This is a genomic window from Cellulophaga sp. BC115SP (assembly GCF_009905545.1).
GTDB classification, from domain to species: Bacteria; Bacteroidota; Bacteroidia; order Cytophagales; family Spirosomataceae; genus Flectobacillus; species Flectobacillus rivi.
Genome location: NZ_JAAALB010000041.1, coordinates 1 through 20,946 on the forward strand (window position 1 = coordinate 1; position 20,946 = coordinate 20,946).

The following is a 20,946-nucleotide window of genomic DNA, read 5'->3' on the forward strand; positions in this document are numbered from 1 at the left end:
GGAGCTTGGTAACTACAAAACTCTTGCTTCCCTTTCTTTTTACCTAATTTGTCCCATTTTTTAGTAGGGTAGAGTAGAATGAAACCTCTTTAGATACAAAGCATGTATCTCTATGAGTAAAAATCATATTAAAAACTTACTCAAACACTGCCACCGCACGTACAGGCGACCCCGTTCCTCCTCTAATTTTGAGGGGCAAAGCAATAAACCGAAATCGTCCACGTCCGATTAATTGATGAAGATTAATCATGTTTTCATAATGTGTAAAACCCATTTTACCACAGATATAATGTACCTCCTTATTGCTGATTTTGGGTATTCCAGGCGATAGTGTTTCTACACCAAAAGCTGATATTTGCTTCTCCCCTAACCATTGTGTTGCCTCTGCTGTCAATCCCGGTCCTTTGTTCCAATTTTCTGTCGCAAAATGTTTTCGATAATGATTGGTATATAGTAAAACTGTGTCCCCTTTTTTGATTTCCAAACCAGCATTCTCACAAGCTTTTTGTAAATCTTCTGAAGTAATGAATTCTTGTAAACCTTTATCACTCAAATCAAGGCAAATACCTTCTGTGTAAAACATAGATAAAGGCATTGTGTCTATAGACTGCCCCACAAACTCCTTACCCATGTGATTGAGCGCATCTACGTGCGTTCCCGTATGCTCGCTTAGTTCCAATTTATATATACTTGGCGTTTGGATTTCATCATCTGTCAGTCCCTCCCATTGCTCATGTGTGGCATGAATTTCCATTTTTACAGGTGGTAAACTATGAAAAACCGACATTCCATCAAATATTTCTTGGCTCAAATCTATAATTTCCATTATTCAAGTATTTTTCCTATGTTCAAAATCCCTTTCGGGTCCAAGGCTGTTTTCAAGGTTTTCATTAAAGTTATTTCCTCTTGACTACGACTCAGATGCAACCACATTTTTTTCTCTAACCCAACGCCATGTTCTGCCGTAATTGAGCCTCCAATAGCGGTAAGAGGTGTCAAAACAATTTCTTCAACTTGGTGCCGCGTATCTGCATGATTTTCGTTGGTGCTTACAAAAAGGTGTAAATTGCCATCTCCCATGTGTCCAAAAGCATAACAGGAAACTTGCTCAAATCTGTTCTGAAGTTTGCCTTTTATTTCTTCAACATAGGATTCCATGGTATTGATAGGCAAACTTACGTCAAATAAAAAGACAGGATGATGAACTTGAAAAATAAGCTCTACCTGCTCTCGTATTCCCCAAAACCAGTCAAGTTCTTGCTGTGACTTTGCCAAGGCTGCATCAGTAATAATCTCTCTTTCAAAGCAGCTTTCTAATAATCCTTCAAAAAGTGCTGAGTCCGCCTCCTGATTTTGCCCCAATGCTTCTATTAACACATAAAAAGGGGCATTTTGTGGTAATGGAGGTGAATATGGCGATGGCGCCGAAGTCATTAATTGGTAATAATCTTGCCAAATAATCTCGTAAGTGGTCAGCAAACTAGCAAGAATCTTTTTTGCTTCATGTAAAAATTGAACAGCATCCTGAAAACTTGCCAAACATACTAAGGCTGTATTACGGGATTGAGGTGCATCTTCCATTCTTAAAACGGCTTTAGTAATAATTCCTAGAGTTCCTTCAGAACCAATAAAGAGTTGTTTGAGGTCATATCCTGCATTATTTTTCATCATTTTATTCATAGATGAAATGGTAGTTCCATCTGCCAAAACAACTTCTAATCCCAGCACCAGTTGACGCATAACACCATAACGCAAAGCCTGAAGTCCCCCAGCGTTGGTTGCGATATTTCCGCCAATCATACAGCTACCTTTTGCCCCCAAATCCAAGGGAAACAGGAAGCCTTGATCTGCGACTTTTTGTTGTAAATCTTGCAAAATAACCCCCGCCTGCACTGTTACAGTTTTGTTTGTGACATCTATTTCTTCGATTTTGTTCAGTCGTTCCAGCGTAATGGCAATTTCATCACCTGAAACCTTTGCTCCTCCAGCAACGCCTGTCAATCCTCCATGTGGAACTACAGGCTGTGCGTACGCATGGCAAATACGCATGATTTCAGCAAGTTCTTCGGTACTTTTAGGACGAGCCAACGCTTTGCAGTGAAGTGCTGCCCCTGCCATCCAAACACTAGCAGGACGATGAGCCGCTTCATGTTGGGAAAGAATACACTCCATACCAAAAGATTCTTGGAGTTTTTCTACTATATCATTCATTTATATGCTTGTGTTTTATGGATACGGAAATGTTGTGTTGCGCTAAATATGGACAATCGAAAAGAAATGTACTGTATTTATTGTCTTTTCAAAATCTTAAAGAGCATGAAGATTCAAGGACTTTCTTCAAATTTATAACTTCTCCGTTAATGGTTATTCTAAGTAAAGATATTTTCGTCTTTCATTCGAATTAAATATTTTTTATAGCAACGAATTATTCCTATTTTTGCCTTGAGTCAGAAAAGAGGAAAGCGTAGGCGTTTTCTTTGCCTATTGTAGGCATAACGCTTCTTCATTCATTCACTCAATAGCACAATGAAAGAATACGGCACAAACGTCCAGAAATTAGTTGATTATATATTATCGGTTCAAGACAAAGAAAAGCGTACTAAATACGCCTATTTGCTTGTCGAACTGATGCGTCAAGTACATCCGAATATGCGTGATAATCAGGACTATTCCAACAAACTTTGGGATGACTTGTATATTATGTCAAATTTCAAATTGGATGTCGACAGCCCGTTTCCTCCTCCGTCGCCAGATGCAGTGGGTAAACTTCCAAAACACGTTCCTTACAATGTTAATGAGTTGCGTTTTCGCTACTATGGTCGCAACGTTGAGTTGTTGATTAAACGTGCTATCGCAGAAAGTAATGAAGAAGAAAAGCGTATTTTGGTGGCGCACATCGCTCGATTAATGAAAACTTTTTACCAAAATTGGAACAAAGAAGTAGTCGATGATGAAGTTATTTGGGGGCATTTGTTAGAAATGTCAAATAACGTACTTGCGCCTGTAGTAGAAGGTATCTCTGGAAAATCTGCTTTAGGTAACTTGCGTAATGCTCGTCCTGCCACCAGCAACAATAATTCGAATAACGGTCGCAATAACAACAATAATAATAACAACAATCGTAATTTCGGAAGTCGTAATAACAATCATCAAAACGAAAGAAACGATCGTAACGACCGCAATAACAATAATCGTAATTCGAACGGTCCACGTAACAACGACAATAGAAACAATCACAATAATCGTAACAACGGAAAACGATAGTGCTGTTGGCCTCAAACACAATTCAACAAAACAATAAACCATTCGGCTTAGCGGGCACATTATCCCTTAATTATAAAATAGTATATGGCATCATTTAAAGTAACAGGCGGTCGCCACCTCAAAGGCGAGATTATCCCTCAGGGAGCCAAAAACGAAGCTTTACAAATTTTGTGTGCGGTGGTTTTGACAAAAGAACCAGTTACCATTCACAACATTCCAAACATTCGTGACGTAAATCAATTGATTGAGTTATTGGGCGATATGGGTGTTCGTTGCACACGTTTGAGTGATTCTTCTATCAAGTTTGATGCCGCAGAAGTAAACCTTGATTATCTAAATTCAGAAACATATAAGCGTAAAGCAGCAGCTTTGAGAGGCTCAGTAATGTTATTGGGACCCACTTTGGCTCGCTTTAAAAAAGGTAGAATTCCTTCTCCAGGTGGTGACAAAATCGGTCGTCGTCGTTTGGATACTCACTTTCATGGTTTCATGAAATTGGGTGCAAAATTCAATTATAGTCAAGAAGATGGTGGTATTTATGAAGTAGATGCTTCGCATTTGCAAGGCGTCTATATGTTGCTTGACGAAGCGTCGGTAACAGGTACAGCCAACATCGTAATGGCTGCTGTATTGGCAGAAGGTACAACAACTATTTACAACGCTGCTTGCGAGCCTTATTTGCAACAATTGTGTAAAATGTTGAACCGCATGGGAGCCAAAATCTCGGGGGTAGGTTCAAACCTTTTGACAATTGAAGGTGTATCAGAATTGCATGGAACAGAGCATACTATGCTTCCAGATATGATTGAAATCGGTTCATTCATTGGATTGGCAGCCATGACTCAGTCAGAAATTACCATCAAAAACTGTTCAATCCCTGATTTAGGAATTATGCCACAGGTATTCCAAAAATTAGGTATCAAATTGGAATTCAGAGGAGATGATATTTTTGTACCAGCACAAGACCACTATGAATTAGAAACATTCATCGATGGTTCAATGCTAACCGTTTCTGACCACCCTTGGCCAGGCTTTACTCCAGACTTGTTGAGTATTGTTTTAGTAACAGCGATTCAGGCAAAAGGAACGGTATTGATTCACCAAAAAATGTTTGAAAGCCGTTTATTCTTTGTTGATAAATTGATTGAAATGGGCGCTCAAATCATTCTTTGTGACCCACACCGTGCTACCGTTGTTGGTTTGAACCGTCAACAACAATTGCGTGGAATCCGCATGACATCACCAGATATTCGTGCAGGGGTTTCGTTGTTGATTGCAGCACTTTCAGCTAAAGGAACATCGATTATCGAAAATATTGAGCAGATTGACCGTGGTTATCAAAATATTGATACACGTCTTAATGCAATTGGCGCCGAGATTGTTCGTTTATAGAATAGTACAAAGGCCCAGTGTTAAAACACTTCAGCGATTCATGGTGCTGAAGTGTTTTTTTTGTTTCTAATCTAAAGTTCTCAGAATTATTAATTGATTTCATCTCTACTTGCGCCCTTCCTTTAAATCTAAATTGCTATCTTTAGGTATTACTGTAACTCCCCACATACATGAATATCAAACAAAAAACACTGCTTTATCTCATTGGCATTCCTGTTGCGTATGCACTTGCACTAAGATTGCTCTACAAAATACCTCGTCTTGAAGGAATTTTTTCGTTAATGTCTATCAGTTTTTTGTTTTTTGTTCCCTTTATCGTGGGGACATTGACTACCTATTTAGCCTCAGAAAATTTCACAAATACCAAGTTAAAAGCAGCCTTTCTTCCTTGGATACCAATATTGATTTTCTTCTTTGTTACATTTTTATTTGCCATTGAGGGCTGGCCTTGCCTGCTGATGATAGCCCCAATTTTTTTAATCGCAGCATCAATTGGAGGGCGATATGGAGTAAATTTGAAAAAAAGAGATAAGAATAATCGTCTACAACTATCAGCTTTGACAGTCCTTCCCTTTCTTATATCTCCAGTCGAGCAAATGATTGGCGCACATACCTCTGAATACAAAGCATATACCTATATCGACATCAAAGCGCCAGCAGCGAAGATTTGGAGTAATGTAACCAGAGTTAGAGAAATTTCAGAAAAAGAAGACCAAGGTTATCTTACGCATTTGCTCAATTTTCCTCGTCCTGTAAAAGCTGAGCTCAATTATGAAGGTGTTGGAGCATATCGTGCTGCCATATTTACCAATGGACTCGTTTTCCACGAAACTGTAACAGAATATATTCCTCTCAAGAAAATGTCATTTACCATCAAAGCACTTCCTCACGAAATTCCACTTACCACAATGGATGAACATTTGGTTGTAGGTGGCAAATATTTTGATGTACTCAATGGCACTTACGAACTCGAAAAGCTAGGTGATAATTCTTACCGACTTCACTTATTCAGTAATTTCAAACTGACCACTACCTTTAATTTCTATGCAAGTTGGTGGACAAAAAACATCATGAAAGACATTCAAAATAATATTCTTCAGATTGAAAAACAACGATCTGAGTCTATGTGAATACCTACTTTATGCTGTTCTGACTAAATCTCTTGGGCTTTACTCCTATTTGTTCTTCAAAGACTTGTGAAAAATGACTCAAATTGGTAAAGCCCAAAAGATAACCAACTTCCGAAACGCTTATATTGCCCTGTTGCAAGAGATTGGCAGCACTTTGGATTCTAAATTTTTGATAATAGCTATAAATGCTATCTCCAAAAATCTGCTTAAAAATTCGCTTGAGTTTCGATTCGCTCATAGTCGCTTTTTTTGCCAAATCAGCAACTAAAGGTGGTTTACTAAGGTCTGCTAACATTTGGTTTCTTATTTCATAAATTTTCTGTACATCTTGTGTATTCAAAGAATGAAAAGCACTTTTATTCTCACGTTTAAGGAGCTCCGAAAGTGTCAAACAGACTAATTCTTCGGCTTTTAGTTTTAGAAAAAACGGCTCTAAAATCTTCGGCACAGCTGCCTCCACAATCTCCTGAGCAACCTCTTGAAGTCGAGGAGAAATCAATTCTTCAAAAATACTTGGTTGCGATTTTTCCAGTAATTGCGATAAAAAAGTATTTTCAGTAATATCTCCAATTAAGGTCTGGAGATACGCCAAATCTATGCTTATCACAATAGCAGAAATTTTGACACTACTCGGAAAAAACATCTCATAGTCCATACCTCCCGTAGCAATTTGTACCGAAGGTAGCTGATTTAACGCGCCCTCTCTTTGGGTATTTTTCGTAAGAATATGATGAAATGAAAAGGCGACATTTCGAATCGATTTGTCGGTAACTTTTCTCCTGATAAACAAATCTTCCTTTAGTTCATAATCACGCACCATCATCTTGATAGAGGTATTCAAATTGTAACCTTTGACAAAACCATTGCCCAAATGGCTCGGAATAACGATTTGTCCATCCACAATATTTGTCCCCAATATATCTGCAAAAGAGGAAAGTAACCCTGTTCCATCTTTTGATTCAAACTCTATTATCATTTGACCTGATTTAGCTATTTATTAAACATTTTAGGATATTTTATCGTAAAATGAACATATACTTTTGCAAAGTAAACAAATTAATAAAGCAATGAATCATTTATTAGAACATAAAAAAGTTGCCATTATCGGCGGAGGACCTGGTGGATTAACCTTAGCAAACCTTTTGCAACAAAAGGGAATTGCTGTTAAGGTTTATGAACGCGATGCCAATCAATATACTCGTCAACAGGGTGCAACGCTGGATTTGCATCACGAATCAGGATTGAAGGCTTTGAGTAGAGCAGGATTGCTAGAAGAATTCAAAAAACATTACAGAATTGGGGCAGATAAACTGTGTATTACAAACGCACAGGCAACGCCTCTTTGGGACGACCATCAGGATGAGGTTATTGCAGATTTTGGCAATGAAGATTTCAGACCCGAAATTGATAGAGGTCCCCTGAGAGATATACTGATCAAGGCTCTTTTGCCTGAAACAATTATTTGGAATTCGCATTTCGAAAAACTTCAACCTTTAGAAAATGGTTGGGAGATATTTTTCAAAAATGGTAATTCAGCATACACCGACTTGGTGATTGGAGTTGATGGAGCTAATTCTAAAATTAGACCATATTTATCAAATATTTCGCCAATTTATTCGGGAATAACTATTGTTGAAGGTAATATATACCATGCGGCTCAAAATACACCAACGCTATGGAAAATGACCAATGGTGGAAAAATATTCGCAATGGGTTCAGAAAAATCACTTATTCTCAGTACGAAAGGAGATGGCGCTTTGTCATTTTACACGGGTACTAAAGAGTCAGAAAATTGGCTTCAAACCTGTGCCATTGATTTTACGAATAAAGATTCTGTGAAAAAATGGTTTATGGAAAGCTATGCTGATTGGAGCGACATTTGGCTAGAGATTTTTGATACCGATGAGTCCTATTTTGTACCTCGTCCTATGTATCATTTTCCTCTGAATCAATCTTGGGAAACTCAATCCAATCTGACAATCATTGGCGATGCTGCGCACAGAATGCCTCCATACGCGGGTGAGGGCGTTAATATGGCGATGCAGGATGCCTTGGAATTAGCTGAAGCATTAACAGAAAGTAACTTTTCGAGCATTCAAGATGCTTTACAGGCATTCGAAAAACAAATGTTGGAAAGAACTTCAGTAGTTACACAAGACACACTCATCAACACAGACTTGATTCACTCCGAAAATGGATTAGCAGAAATGTTAGCATTTTTTAAAGTTGAAAATAAGGATGAAGCTGAAATTGTGTAAAATAAAATGCGTACTGATTTGTACAAATCAGTACGCAAAGCTTCTCCAATTTTTCAAATAGGCAAATCAATCAAGAATAGACTCCCCGACATTGGGTCGCTTTGGATACTTAATTTTCCTTGGTATTTATTGACTCTTTCTTTGATATTTTGGATGCCATTTCTATCAGTTTTTTGATCGGGGTCGAACCCAATTCCATTATCTTGAATCGAAAGAATAATTGATTTTTTCTGAATCATAATCTTTATACTCGCTTCGGAACATTGACTATGCTTGGCGATATTATTGACGGTTTCTTTAAAAATCAAATAGATGTCATGCCGTTTTTCCATAGGTAAGGCAATACCGCTCAAATCCTCTGGAAGTTGTAATTGATAGTTGATATTTTTAGCCTCAAACAATTCGCTGGCATAGCGTGTCATGCGAGAAAGTACATTTTCCAAACTATCATTTTGAGGTTTGATACTCCATACAATATCATCTAAAGCCTCAGAAATCTTTTTGGCATCCTCTGAGATTCTCTCAACAAAGCCTTTATTTTCAGGTTGTTCAACTAATCTTTGCTTGAGGATATTACTGATGATATTGATACCGCTGATGGTAGAGCCGACTTCATCGTGCAAATCCGCTGAAATCCTATTTCTCACGGTATATATCTCTTTAATTTGCTTGATTCGGTACAAATAAAGGCTATAGACAGCTACAAGCACTAGCAACCCTACCAATAGCTGAAACCACCAAGTTTGGTAAAAATGCGGTTGGATTTCAAAATCAATCGACAACGGAACACTCGCCCAATTCCCCTGACTATCCCCTTGTTGCACCAATAATTCATATTGTTTGGGAGATAAATTAGAAAAGCTTATCATTTCTGCGTTTCCATTATCAATCCAATTGTCGTGAATATCTACCAGTTTAAAACGAATATGATTTTGCGAAGCTGATTTAAAATTTAAAGGACTTAGCCTAATTGTCAGATTGTTCTGTTGGGGTTCAAACAACAGCGATTTATGGGTATTTACTAAGGTTGTATCGCCCAGTATTTCGATCGTAGAGATTTTCAAATTTGATTTTATCTGCTTCTGCTGAAGCCTTTCCAACTGCAAAATATTAAACTGATTGGTAAACCCCAGCCATAGCTGATTGGCTTGATTTAGGCTGTAGCCATATACCACATCATTCTCGGTCAAGCCATCTTTTTCAGAAAAGTAAGACACTTGATTTTGTTTTCCAACCGAGCAAACCCCTTCGGTAGTACCCATCCATATGGTGCCCTTTTTGTCCAACACAATCGAGTTACAGTTTCCTCCTTTTAGTTTTAAATTTCCTGAGGCTCCTGTTCTAATGATTTTACCCGTTGTAGTATTAAGCACATTAAAGCCGCCATATCCCGAAATAGCGATCGTATTTGGCTCATGATAAGCTAGACTCAAATAGTAATCAGTAACAAAATCGGTATGTTTATTCTGGTTTTCAGCTAATACAAACTGCTTCTTTTTTATGTCAAAATGGGCAATACCAAAACCTTTGGGAAACCATGCAGAAAACCATAGATTTCCCTCTTTCGTCTCGAGAATATCGGTAAATACATTTTGCTGAAAAAAGTTTTGATAAGGTAACTCTTTCCAAGGCTGTAGTCGCTGATGAGTACGCCAATCATACACTTGAATCGCTCCTGACTCAGGCAAACACCAAAGTTGATTTTGCCTAGTCAGGCATACCTTTTTGATATTGGTAGTAAAAGAAATAAGCTTTTCCCATGATTTCTTGGCAAGATTTAATCTAAAAATAGCCTTTTGAGTACATGCTAAAAGATTCCCTGAAACATCTTTTAACAACTGATTGACAGGAACCCCATCAGGTATCGCAAATAATTGAAAATCATTAGTATGCTCATTCCATGATAATACTCCTGTATGGGAAAGTCCTAGCCAATTTCGTTCGGTATTTTCATGAAAAAAGCAGGTTACCTTTACGGGAAATGCCACCAATTTTTTGGGTAAATCTACCTGCAAAAGCGTCGCATCTACCGCAAAATCATGCTTAAGAAGTCCTACTGAAGAAGCTAACCAAGTAATTTGATTTTGGGTATCTAAATAACAATCTTTCATGGCAATACCTTCTTCTCGTAGATTTGAAAAATCTACAAACGCTCGCTGTTGTGCATCAAAAAGGTATAACGAGCGATCGGTGCCAAGCCAAAAATGAGATGGCAAGTGAGCAGGTTTAAGAAACACAGAAACGTCAGTCTTCGAGGGAAGCTTTACATAAGAACTGATATGCTTTTTAGAAATTTCGAGTAAAAAAACACCTCCATTTGCTGTAGTAAAAAGGGTTGAATCTTTACTCAAAAATGCAATATCGCTTACAGATTGGTTTTTCAAAACTTTCCACAAACGCTTCGTTTGTGAGTCATAGCACTGAATTCCCCACTGATTAGCTACCCAAACACGCCCTTGGGAATCTTCTGTAAACCGACTTTTAAAAATATTGAATTGATAACTTGACGTAATTCGGAAGACTTTTAAATGCTTGGTTTTAGGTTCAAAACACTTGATATTGTTAAAATCATTAGACCAAATTTGCCCTTGACTATCTGCAAAGACATTTTCATAATGATCATTTTCGGGATAGGCATCGTGCAAATCAGACGAAATTTCTTTTTGAATTTTTAAGCTTTTTTCGTCAATACTAAAAAGTCCGTTGATGTTGGCAAACCAGATTTTCCCTTTGTGGTCAGAGAACAAGCCAAAGAGCATTTCGGATTGAGGAAAATGAGTAAAATGATAGCCATCGTAACGACTAATACTTTGTTTGAAGCCTAACCACAAAAACCCCTGAGCATCTTTGGTAATAAACTGTACTTCTTTGGACAACAGTCCTTCCTTGATTCCGAGTCGCTCGAAATTAATCCCAGAGTGTTGAGATAACAATCGTTGAGTTGGAATAAGGATTAATAGCAAAAAAATACAATATAATTTCCTAAGCATATTGAGTAAGGTATTTATCAAATCAATACAAATGGCGTTGTGGCAATACTATTCTGGTTAACAGCTTGTTATCTGCGTAATCATCATGTGACAAAGAATTCGATTTTTGAGAACACTTCCAAAGCTTATCTCTCTTTTTGTCTTAAATTTTGAGTAAATGGAGTTTTAGAGTTATTTAAGCCCTAAATTCACTTTTAAATAATAGGCTTAGACCATTATTTTTCTCGAAACTTCAAGCAATTTCATCTATATTTAGGGCATAAATTTCTGACCATAAAACAATCCTTTTTTACAATTATGTCTGATAGAACCATTGCCACACGCAAACGTATTGCGCTCATTGCACATGACAACAAGAAAGCTGAATTAATCGATTGGGTATATTACAATAGAGGAGTTTTGTCGCGCCATGAGTTGTTTGCTACAGGCACAACAGGAAAATTAATTGAAGAAGCCATAGACCGACCAGTTAAAAAATTTTTGAGCGGACCACTCGGTGGCGATCAACAAATTGGAGCGTTGGTTGCTGAAGGTAAAATAGATGTATTAATCTTTTTCTGGGACCCAATGGCGTCTCAGCCTCATGACCCAGACATTAAAGCTCTTTTACGCTTAGGGGTTGTTTGGAATATTCCGATGGCATGTAATCGTGCGACCGCCGATTTTATATTGACCTCTAACCTTATCGCCGAAACCTACGAATCTGTACAGACAGATTATTCGGGATATTTGAATAGAAAGGTTTAAGATATATTCAAAACAGGGTGCGACTAATGTTACACCCTGTTTTGAATATAGTAATTTAAGTGAAATATGCTCTTATTCATTCATTGGGGTAATTTTCAAAACTTGGTCTGGTGCATTCATCAGGAGATATAAAGCGCCGTCGGGTGCAAATTTTACATCTCTTATTCTCCCATAACCCTTCAAAAGAATTTCCTGCTCAAGAACTTTATCTCCTTCAATTACCAGTCGTCTCAACTCTTGAAAAGCTAACGAGCCTACGATGAGATTTCCTCTCCATTTCGAAAACTTGGGTGAAAAAGCAAAATCTATCGCACTCACCGCAATAGAGGGAGTCCACTGGGTTAGGGGTTTTTCGATACCTTCTTTTTCGGATTTATCAGAAATAATTTTTCCACTATAATCTACGCCATAAGTCACCAATGGCCAACCGTAATTAGCGCCATTCTTAATGATATTTAGTTCGTCACCACCTTTTGGTCCATGCTCGGTGGCATAAATACTATTTGTTTTGGGATGAATTGTGATCCCCTGTGCATTACGATTTCCCCAAGAGTAAATCGCCGGAAGAAACTGACCATTCCCAACCAAAGGATTATCTTTGGGAATAGAGCCATCAGTATTGATACGGAAGATTTTACCCGATGGTCGAGTCAAAATCTGAGAATCCTCTCCCCGATTCATATCTCCAATCGTAAAAAACAAATGTCCTTTTTTATCCAAAGCCAAACGGCTTCCCCAGCGGGTTCCTCCCTTCACTTGCAAAGAATCGTGTACCTGAAACAAGGTTTGTTCTTCCTGCCATTGATTCTCTTTAATTTTACCACGCACAATTTTAGTCATTCCAGCAGCCTTCGCGTCCAAGCTATTTTCAGAATTATGGCTTAATGCTAAATAAACCCAACCATTTTTAGCATAATCTCGGTCGAGCGCAATATCCATATAGCCTCCTAATATACTTTGGGCATACGTTGGTGGCGTATTTTTTACGGAAGAATCACTCAATTTCCCATTTTTCATCCATGTTAATTCACCTGATTTCTCTGAAATTAATGCGGTATTATGATCAACAAACTCGATTCCCCAAGGAGTATTGAGACCACTAGTAACCAAACGCTCAACTTTAAGTTTATAATGTTTTGTTTCGACCATAAAACTTTCCTCATATTGTCGCTCTTTCTTTGGTTTTTGCTGAGCATTTACAATAAAATCGGCGATTGATTCAATCTCTTTCGCATTTAGAGTATTTTCCCACTTAATCATTTCTGTAGTTGGAACTCCCTGCGTAATAGTTTTAATTAAAGAAGACTTGTCTCCTCCATGTTTCCATGAATTTTTAATCAATGCTGGTGCCGAGCTTCCCTGGAGTTGCTCTCCATGGCAACCAGCACAATAGGTTTTATATAATTTTTCACCAGATTGTGCCCAGACTGGCAAAGTCAACAAACATAGTAAAACATTGATTAAAAAAAAGTTGAATAGTTTCATTAGAAAAAGCGGTTTAGTTCAAAGGGCTAATCTATATAATTTAGAAAACATTCTTTTGATAGGACTTTCAACTTGATACGAATTGCATAAAGTTTGAATAATTAGTACAAACCGATTGAATTTACCTCAAAATAAAAATGAGTCACCCCAAATTTTAGAATTAGGGTTATTTTCCAATTTTTATCAAAAAAAGCGCTCGAAAAACAATTTTCGAGCGCTTTTTTTGATACTGAAACTGTTTAAACTTTCGTAAAACTGCTTGCGTCAGCAATGAATTTATACTGTTTGAGCGAAGCGAGGTGGGACGCCACTCCGATTATAAATTCTTGATTTTTTTGTGGCCGCCGCTGCGGTTACTTTTTGTATCAAGGTGCTGTGTTAACAAACAAGTTCATTTGATTAAATATTTTTATAAATTGCATTACCAAAGCAGGAATTTATTTCCATGCACTTTAGGCGGAGCAATTTATTATTGACTCCGCCTTATTTTTTGAGTCTCATTACGTTCTTTGTCATATTGGTAATTTTCATCATAAGGTATATTGTTCTTGTATATAGTATAAATCAAGACAAGCATCTTTCTTTGTACAGCTACATTCCCTTTCATTTTTATGGCTGTTCTTTCGGTGATTTTTTCATAGGTGCTTTTCATTTTAGTATTGAATCTGCTTGCGGTTGTAGCTGGGAAAAATAGCGCTTTTCTAATATTTTTATTCCCTTTTTTAGAGATCCTAGTTTTAGATTCGGCGTTCCCAGATTGTTTTCTTACTACATCATATCCTGCATAACTAATAAGTTGGGCTTTATTATTAAATAAGGCAAATCCATTAGTTTCAGCAATGATAACGATAGCAGAGAGCAACCCTACATCTTTAATGGAACAGACATTGGATACTCGTTTTGCTAAGTCTTGATCTTTTTCAACGATGTTTTGAATTTCTTTTTCAATCTCTTGAATTTGTGCTTTGATAAAAATTAACCTACTTTCTAATCTCTTTAAGATGCTTTCTTCAGGTTTATAAGTGTGTTTCCAAGCATGAGATTGATTTTTAACGGTAGTCTGTTCTGCTTGAAGCATCATTCTTTCTCGACACAGATGTTTCAAAAGTCGCATTTGAGTGCTGCCAGGTTGCCATAGTTTAAGTTTTCTTTCAAGACCCATTTGAGCGATGGCTTGTGCATCGATATCATCTGTCTTTGACTTAATATTATGGCTTTGCATAAAGAATTTGACATTCTTTGCTAATTGAACGCTCACAGATTGATTTCTTTCTAATAAATCAAATGCCAGCGATTCGTAATAAATCCCAGACTAGGCGTCCCCGTAGCTTCCATTACATAGATTAGTGGAAGTTCAGAGCTTGTGAACTTTGTGACCCATTCCTGTAAGGTTTTAAAGCCTGCAGGCGTATTACTGATTTTTTTAGTACTTTTTACAACAATTTCATCGCTTGAAGTCTTGTGACTAATGCAAGCAACAAAACTATCCTTACTGATGTCAATTCCCACACATTGACGTGAAATAGATGGATTACTAATTACATTTTTGCTCATGGTCTTAGATAGATAAAATTGTCTTTTCTCGTCCTATACAAGCTTACCACCATTTTGGTGATGCTTAAGGTGCTGTTGTGACTCTTAGCAATGAGTGATGGGGAATCCCTTGAAATGTACATATCCAAATGGATTGTTTAGACAAAAATCTCCTCTCATCACACAAATGCTAATTTCGGAATTTAATCTATTTGAACATGAATTTTAGTAAAACAAACATACGAGACAAAAAGTAAGATGAAGAATTAATCAATAAAATATGTCTTTTGAAAAGTTTAAGCAGCTTCACTATAATGTCTGATACGTCAGCCTTAGACGCAAGACATTGCGTCTCTACTGGTAGAATATAGATTTTTAAGATAATCATTCACTCAATCGCAATTCACTAAATTAGAGATGAATCATGCGTGAATAAATAACAAACTTTTAATTCATCGAACTTCCCAAAAGTACTCTCAAATAATGCTCTAGGCGCTCAATATTTTGTTTTTGTCCTTCATCGGCCTTATGTGCTTTTACCACAATGTCGTACATTTCTGGAGTATCGAACAACATTGACCAGTCAATTTGGGTTTCGTCTCCTTTTTCCTCAAAAAATACGGTTGTCGTAAAATGAGGGTTAAAATGTTCGAATACAATTTTATGATAAGGAATGATTTCCAAATAGATACTTCGATTGGGATAATTTTTCCCATCTGGACCATGCATAGTCATTTTCCATTCGCCTTCTTCCTGCACATCCATCACATGAATCGTAGACGTAAATCCAGCGGGTCCCCACCAGTTAACTATATGTTTGGGCTCAGTCCAGACTTTCCAAAGCAATTCGATCGGAGCATCGAAGGTTGTGATAGTTCGGAGCTCTTTGATACTAGTAGTATTCATTTTCATAAAGGGTTTAGCATTATCGTAGCTAAAAATAACCGAAATTTGACTAATACCAAAGTAATATAGCACTTTATCGATATTCTTTTAGGTTTGTAACAATCAATGTCCTTTTGTTACTTCATCAAAAACTTTACAAAAATTTGCTCCTCCTATCTTGATAATTTCGGGTTCTGTCAAGCCGAGTTTTAATAATTCTTCTACTACGGTATAGAAATACCCCGAATGCTGAGATTCCCATATTTCATTGGTACGCTCGCCAAAACGTTTTGACTGATTGTTATTATTATTCTGACGATTTTGGTTAGCATTGGGAGAACGATAAGCGGGAGTCAATTTGGTATCTGTTCCCAAACACACATGGTTAACCCCTACTACATCTACCATTGCCTTGATATTTTGTGCATAAGCAACTGGCGAGTCCGTTAAATGTCGCCAAACTCCAATTAAACCTCCCGCATTAGCCACAATTTTGGCTTGCTCTTGACTAATCAAACGTGGCATCATCATTTTCGCCATACTAGGATTTTGTCCCAATTGCGTATTCAAACTCGTGTGTGATACCACCATAGGTTTGCTCGAAAGTTTGAGAGCATCGTTAATGGCAGCATCGCTACAATGCGTTAAATCAATCAAAATCCCTAATCTATTGCATTCTTTGACAACTTCCTTTCCAAAATCCGACAATCCATTAAATTTAGGAGGATTAGTATAAATATCGCCCAAAGGCACCGAGGCATCATTGTCGTGTAAAAGTCCTAATTGTCTTAGTCCTCGTTGATAAGCGATGCCTAAGCGTTCTATTTTACCTTCTAAAAAATGCCCTCCTTCTACCGATTGAATTACGATTGGAGTACCAGCCTTGTGAGCTTTCTTAAGGTCTGAAAGGTTGTATGCTCTCTTAATCTGATTGCTTTCCAACATTTTATCCATGGCATCCAATCCATTCATAAAACGCTCGTAGGCTTCTCCTTCGTAGGTAAGTTTTTGGTAGTCTACCGCAAAAGTCATACAAATAGCAGAAAGCCCTGATTTTTTCATTTCCTCTTTTAACGCTACCTCAGGACCAGGCAACTCCTCTTTTTTGAGAGGAACGTCTATGTGATTATGCGTGTCTATCGCAATAGTTTTATTGACGATAGCGACTATACGAGGATCTGTTTCATCGATGGCAAATGAACGTAAAGGTTTGAATAACATAATACCACCTATACCAGAGATAGCTGTCAAAAAATGTCTTCTTGTAAAAGCGTTTCGGATTTCTTTCATGATTTGATTGTCTGAATTGTTAGCAATAATTAACTCGATAAAAGCTATCGATTGATTATTTTGACAAACACTTAGACAAGGATGTTGCTCAAATGTGAACGTATCTTGAAGGGAAACTACTTTTTTTCGACATACATAATCTACAGCGCCATCATCGGAGATTTTTTGACCCCGAAAAACTGGTTAATACAAAAAAGAAAGCACCAAGATATTGTAGTTATAATCCTTAATGCTTTCATATTTATTCCATTTAGATTCGATTAATAATATCATTTGCAACAGCCTTGAGTTCAGCTATAGAAGTTTTTTCTGAAAATTCATTTACTTTGAGTCGAATCATTTCATTCTTTTTTCTTGCGATAATGAGACAAAAATTTTTGCCATCACTATGAAAAAATGCTTCCTCTCCCACGCCGCTCAATGTCTCATACCCACTTTGATGTTGGTTGCTTTTCTGGAATTCTGAATATAGTTTGATCGCCTCAGCTTCATTTTCATAACTATCAAACATAAAATATAAGGCCTTTTGTGGTCTATCAACTGTACTTGACTTGGTCAAAAACTTACATTTGTATTCATGACCACCATTCTTTGATGCACTTGAACTTTCGGAAAGCTCACAGGATTCTCCCAAAATTCTTGTTGCTTCTTGTTGGGTTATTTTATGACCGCCAATAGCGGGAGCTACCAATGAAAAGATAGAGATTAATCCATATAGTATTATTTTCATAGCTTGAATAAGTTTAAGTTTTTTCAGAGATGCTATTTTTACTTAAATGTTGCACATTTAAGCCTAAAAATCAAACACTTAGCCTTCTATTTTTATATTGCCCAGGGGTCATGCCTGTAATAGACTTAAATACTCTTGAAAAATAAGAAACACTTTCAAAACCAGTTTGTGAGGCAATTTCCTCAAAAGACAAATACCCTGTAATCATTAGGTACTGTGCCCGCTCAATTCGTTTATCAAGAATATAGGAAATAGGGCGCAAACCTGTTGCTTGAAGGAACAATCGCGAAAAATAATCAACGTGCATATTGGCTCTGGACGCCAGCAGGTTTACTGATATTTTTTGAGACATATTAAGCTGAATATAACTTATCGAATCCATGATTTTAGACGGAATATCAGAAGTGTTTTTCTCTAAGTCAGGCTCTTTATTCAAGAATTTTGCAATTAATTGATATAAAATCCCCTGTGTTTCGAAATGGCAAGACAATGATTGTTGATGGTTTAAATCTTGATATTCTTTGTAGTAAATATCTTTCTCATACACCTTGGGGTTGTCAGAACGGTTGATTCCTCTGCCAGGATTTATTTCTAGTAATCGCTTAAAATTGAAAATATCACCTTCGTTGGCACTTACTCTCATTACTTTTCGCTGATTGGCAAATAAGGACAATCCATTGCCTGATTCCTCAAAAAATTGAACAAAGTATTGACTCAGATATTCATCACAACTTAAATCACATACCGTAAAACTTGGAATGAGATACAAATAACCCACTTCCAAATCGACCACACCTTGCGGGCTAGTAATCTTTCCTTTTCCTTCATCGATAAAATATAGTCTATAATAGGGACTAATCACGGTTTTGTAATTCCATTTTATTCCCAGTTTCACATAGTCTACATGCAGCAATGAAAAGAGTTGATTACTTGAAAAACTTCCCATAAATAAGTCTGATTTGTATAAATTAATCTAATAAAGCGATAGCTATCTTTTTCACTAAAAAACAATCATTTAAGATTCAATACTAGATAAAATAAAGAATTTTCATAACCTTTTCTATGTAGTTTTATCTAAAAAATGAAGATAGATACTTCAAAAAAGTCTGATTTGTACAATAAAATCGCTGATTTATATAAGAACTAAACTGTCCTTGGCATTTAATTTTGCTTTATCAATTCAATGTATCTTGATAAACTATGAAAAGACGAGCGCTTTTAAAACAACTTGGTTTAGGCTTTTCAGCTCTTAGCTTGGCGAAGCCGACTTTTGCACAAAATTCTTTTGCAAATTTTTCAGGAGGTGAAAAAATCGCCACTGGAAGATTTACACCTGATTGGGCTTCTTTAGAGCAATATCAGGTTCCAAAGTGGTTTCAAGATGCCAAATTTGGTATGTGGGCGCACTGGGGTCCCCAATGTCAGGCGGAGGCAGGCGATTGGTATGCCAGAGGGATGTATCAAGAGGGCGACTGGCAATATAAATATCATGTAGAAAAATTTGGGCACCCGTCTAAGTTTGGGTTCAAAGATATTATTCATGAATGGAAAGCCGAAAAATGGAATCCAGATGAGTTGGTGACGCTTTACAAAAATACAGGAGCGAAATATTTTATTGGTATGGCCAATCACCATGACAATTTTGATATGTACGACAGTAAATATCAAAGCCAATGGAACTCTACCAAAATGGGTCCTAAGAAGGATATTATCGCTGGCTGGGCAAAAGCTGCCAAAGCCAACAATCTTCCTTTTGGCGTAAGTATCCATGCAAGTCATGCTTGGCGATGGTACGAATCTGCACAAAGAAGTGATAAAAATGGCGCATTAGCGGGAGTTCCTTACGACGGCAAACTGCGTAAATCTGATGGAAAAGGACAGTGGTGGGAAGGTCTTGATCCACAAGATCTTTATGCTCAAAATCACGATCTTAGTGAGAATAGTCTTCAGAATGGGGCAATTCACAAACAATGGGAATGGGAAAATGGGGCCAACAGACCATCAAAAGAATATATTGAAAAGTTCGTAAATCGTACCATTGACCTCATCAATAAATACGACCCTGATTTGTTGTATTTTGATGATACCAAACTTCCATTTTGGCCAATTAGTGATGCGGGATTGCGCATCGCAGCCCATCATTACAACATGAGTATCAAGCGTCATGGAGAGTTAAGAGCTGTTATTAATGGTAAAATCTTGGATGAAAACGAGCGTAAAGCCATGGTTTGGGATATCGAACGTGGACAAGCTAGTGACATTCAACCTTTTGTTTGGCAGACGGATACCTGTATCGGAAGCTGGCACTATGATCGTGGCGTTTATAATCGAGATGGCTATAAATCAGCTAAATCTGTCATTCATGCTTTGGTAGATATTGTTAGCAAAAATGGAAATTATTTGCTCAACGTACCCGTACGTGGCGATGGAAGCATTGATGAAAAAGAACGTAAAATTGTAGAAGAAATCGGACGTTGGATGGCCGTTAATAGTGGTAGTATTTATGGAACAAGACCATGGAAAATCTACGGCGAAGGTCCTTCTACTCAAAACGAAGCCAAACTAAACGCACAAGGTTTCAATGAAGGTAAAACAAAATATACTGCTGAAGATATTCGCTTCAATACTTTGGGAAATACCCTTTTTGCTACGGTAATGGATTGGCCTTCAAATGGAAAAGTGGTTATTAAAAGCTTAGCTCAAAATAGCCCTTTACATGCACAAACCATCAATAAAGTTGAGTTTTTAGGAAATCAAAATCAGCCTTTGAGTTTCGAAAGACTTTCGGATGGCTTGCATATCCAATTTCCAGAAAACAAGCCAGTAGATAGCTACGCGAATGTCTTGAAAATTTCTTAGTAAATAGAAATTCAATATTAAAACAACGAATTATAATCCTCTTTGTAAATTCAAGTAAAAAGAAGTTAAAAGTATATCAGTTATTGGATTACACTCATAATCAGGAGGATATTACCACAGATAGCAGTAGAGACGCAATGATTGCGTCTCAAGCAGGGTAAAATCTGGGAAGGTTTCATCAAAAAAGCGGTCGGAAAATATTTCCGACCGCTTTTTTGATGAAACCTTGGAGAATCTTAAAATTCGGGATGGCTCATGTTTTTGATCCTATATTTCAGAATGACACCTTTTCAGACGCAAAGCATTGCGTCTCTACTAATAAAATTCATATTTAAAATAATCACTAAATTAAGAATGACTCTATTTTACCGTTTCATTTTGAT

At 37.1% G+C, this 20,946-nt stretch carries 17 protein-coding genes; 6 read left to right on the plus strand and 11 right to left on the minus strand.

What is annotated here, in order from left to right; all coding sequences use genetic code 11:
* Positions 1-136: 136 nt before the first annotated feature.
* Complete coding sequence (locus tag GVN22_RS21550; RefSeq protein WP_205690994.1) at positions 137-826, minus strand: cyclase family protein; 690 nt, start codon at positions 824-826, stop codon at positions 137-139.
* Positions 826-2,211 (minus strand): FAD-binding oxidoreductase, encoded by a 1,386-nt coding sequence (locus GVN22_RS21555; RefSeq protein ID WP_166553080.1) that lies wholly within the window; start codon positions 2,209-2,211, stop codon positions 826-828. Before GVN22_RS21555 ends, GVN22_RS21550 begins: the two co-directional genes overlap by 1 nt.
* Before the next feature lie 315 nt (positions 2,212-2,526).
* Between GVN22_RS21555 and GVN22_RS21560 the strand changes: the two genes are divergently transcribed.
* The 3 genes from GVN22_RS21560 (at position 2,527) to GVN22_RS21570 (ending at position 5,786) form a co-directional block, all read left to right on the plus strand.
* Complete coding sequence (locus GVN22_RS21560) at positions 2,527-3,264, plus strand: DUF4290 domain-containing protein (RefSeq protein WP_166553081.1); 738 nt, start codon at positions 2,527-2,529, stop codon at positions 3,262-3,264.
* An 84-nt stretch (positions 3,265-3,348) separates the two neighbouring features.
* Entirely contained in the window at positions 3,349-4,656 is a 1,308-nt protein-coding gene (gene murA, locus GVN22_RS21565; protein WP_166553082.1) for a UDP-N-acetylglucosamine 1-carboxyvinyltransferase, read from the plus strand.
* 170 nt (positions 4,657-4,826) lie between these two features.
* A complete protein-coding gene (locus tag GVN22_RS21570) occupies positions 4,827-5,786 on the plus strand; it encodes a hypothetical protein (RefSeq protein WP_166553083.1) in 960 nt (319 codons plus the stop codon).
* A 4-nt stretch (positions 5,787-5,790) separates the two neighbouring features.
* On the opposite strand, the gene GVN22_RS21575 is transcribed toward GVN22_RS21570, so the two are convergent.
* A complete protein-coding gene (locus tag GVN22_RS21575) occupies positions 5,791-6,762 on the minus strand; it encodes a helix-turn-helix transcriptional regulator (RefSeq protein ID WP_166553084.1) in 972 nt (323 codons plus the stop codon).
* A gap of 91 nt (positions 6,763-6,853) precedes the next feature.
* On the opposite strand from GVN22_RS21575, the gene GVN22_RS21580 reads away from it, so the two are divergent.
* The gene (locus tag GVN22_RS21580) at positions 6,854-8,044 is read left to right on the plus strand and encodes an NAD(P)/FAD-dependent oxidoreductase (RefSeq protein ID WP_166553085.1); all 1,191 of its coding nucleotides are present in this window, start codon (positions 6,854-6,856) and stop codon (positions 8,042-8,044) included.
* Between the two features lie 53 nt (positions 8,045-8,097).
* Here GVN22_RS21580 and GVN22_RS21585 read toward each other — a convergent pair whose 3' ends face one another.
* Complete coding sequence (locus tag GVN22_RS21585; RefSeq protein WP_166553086.1) at positions 8,098-11,034, minus strand: triple tyrosine motif-containing protein; 2,937 nt, start codon at positions 11,032-11,034, stop codon at positions 8,098-8,100.
* A 297-nt stretch (positions 11,035-11,331) separates the two neighbouring features.
* Between GVN22_RS21585 and GVN22_RS21590 the strand changes: the two genes are divergently transcribed.
* Positions 11,332-11,781, plus strand: coding sequence for a methylglyoxal synthase (locus GVN22_RS21590; RefSeq protein ID WP_166553087.1), 450 nt, complete (start codon positions 11,332-11,334; stop codon positions 11,779-11,781).
* Between the two features lie 72 nt (positions 11,782-11,853).
* On the opposite strand, the gene GVN22_RS21595 is transcribed toward GVN22_RS21590, so the two are convergent.
* The 7 genes from GVN22_RS21595 to GVN22_RS21625 all read right to left on the minus strand — a co-directional run bounded on the left by GVN22_RS21595 (position 11,854) and on the right by GVN22_RS21625 (position 18,650).
* Entirely contained in the window at positions 11,854-13,266 is a 1,413-nt protein-coding gene (locus GVN22_RS21595; protein WP_166553088.1) for a PQQ-dependent sugar dehydrogenase, read from the minus strand.
* A 469-nt stretch (positions 13,267-13,735) separates the two neighbouring features.
* Positions 13,736-14,524, minus strand: a complete 789-nt coding sequence (locus GVN22_RS21600; protein ID WP_166553089.1) for a transposase — start codon at positions 14,522-14,524, stop codon at positions 13,736-13,738.
* Positions 14,525-14,538: 14 nt separating this feature from the next.
* Complete coding sequence (locus GVN22_RS21605) at positions 14,539-14,820, minus strand: transposase (protein ID WP_166553090.1); 282 nt, start codon at positions 14,818-14,820, stop codon at positions 14,539-14,541.
* Positions 14,821-15,246: 426 nt separating this feature from the next.
* Positions 15,247-15,705, minus strand: a complete 459-nt coding sequence (locus GVN22_RS21610; protein WP_205690995.1) for an SRPBCC domain-containing protein — start codon at positions 15,703-15,705, stop codon at positions 15,247-15,249.
* Between the two features lie 102 nt (positions 15,706-15,807).
* The gene (locus tag GVN22_RS21615) at positions 15,808-16,974 is read right to left on the minus strand and encodes a dipeptidase (RefSeq protein ID WP_166553092.1); all 1,167 of its coding nucleotides are present in this window, start codon (positions 16,972-16,974) and stop codon (positions 15,808-15,810) included.
* A gap of 250 nt (positions 16,975-17,224) precedes the next feature.
* Positions 17,225-17,704, minus strand: coding sequence for a hypothetical protein (locus GVN22_RS21620; RefSeq protein ID WP_166553093.1), 480 nt, complete (start codon positions 17,702-17,704; stop codon positions 17,225-17,227).
* Between the two features lie 70 nt (positions 17,705-17,774).
* Entirely contained in the window at positions 17,775-18,650 is an 876-nt protein-coding gene (locus GVN22_RS21625; RefSeq protein ID WP_166553094.1) for an AraC family transcriptional regulator, read from the minus strand.
* Positions 18,651-18,904: 254 nt separating this feature from the next.
* Here GVN22_RS21625 and GVN22_RS21630 point away from each other — a divergent pair, with 254 nt between their 5' ends.
* The gene (locus GVN22_RS21630; RefSeq protein ID WP_166553095.1) at positions 18,905-20,563 is read left to right on the plus strand and encodes an alpha-L-fucosidase; all 1,659 of its coding nucleotides are present in this window, start codon (positions 18,905-18,907) and stop codon (positions 20,561-20,563) included.
* The last annotated feature ends 383 nt before the right edge of the window (positions 20,564-20,946 follow it).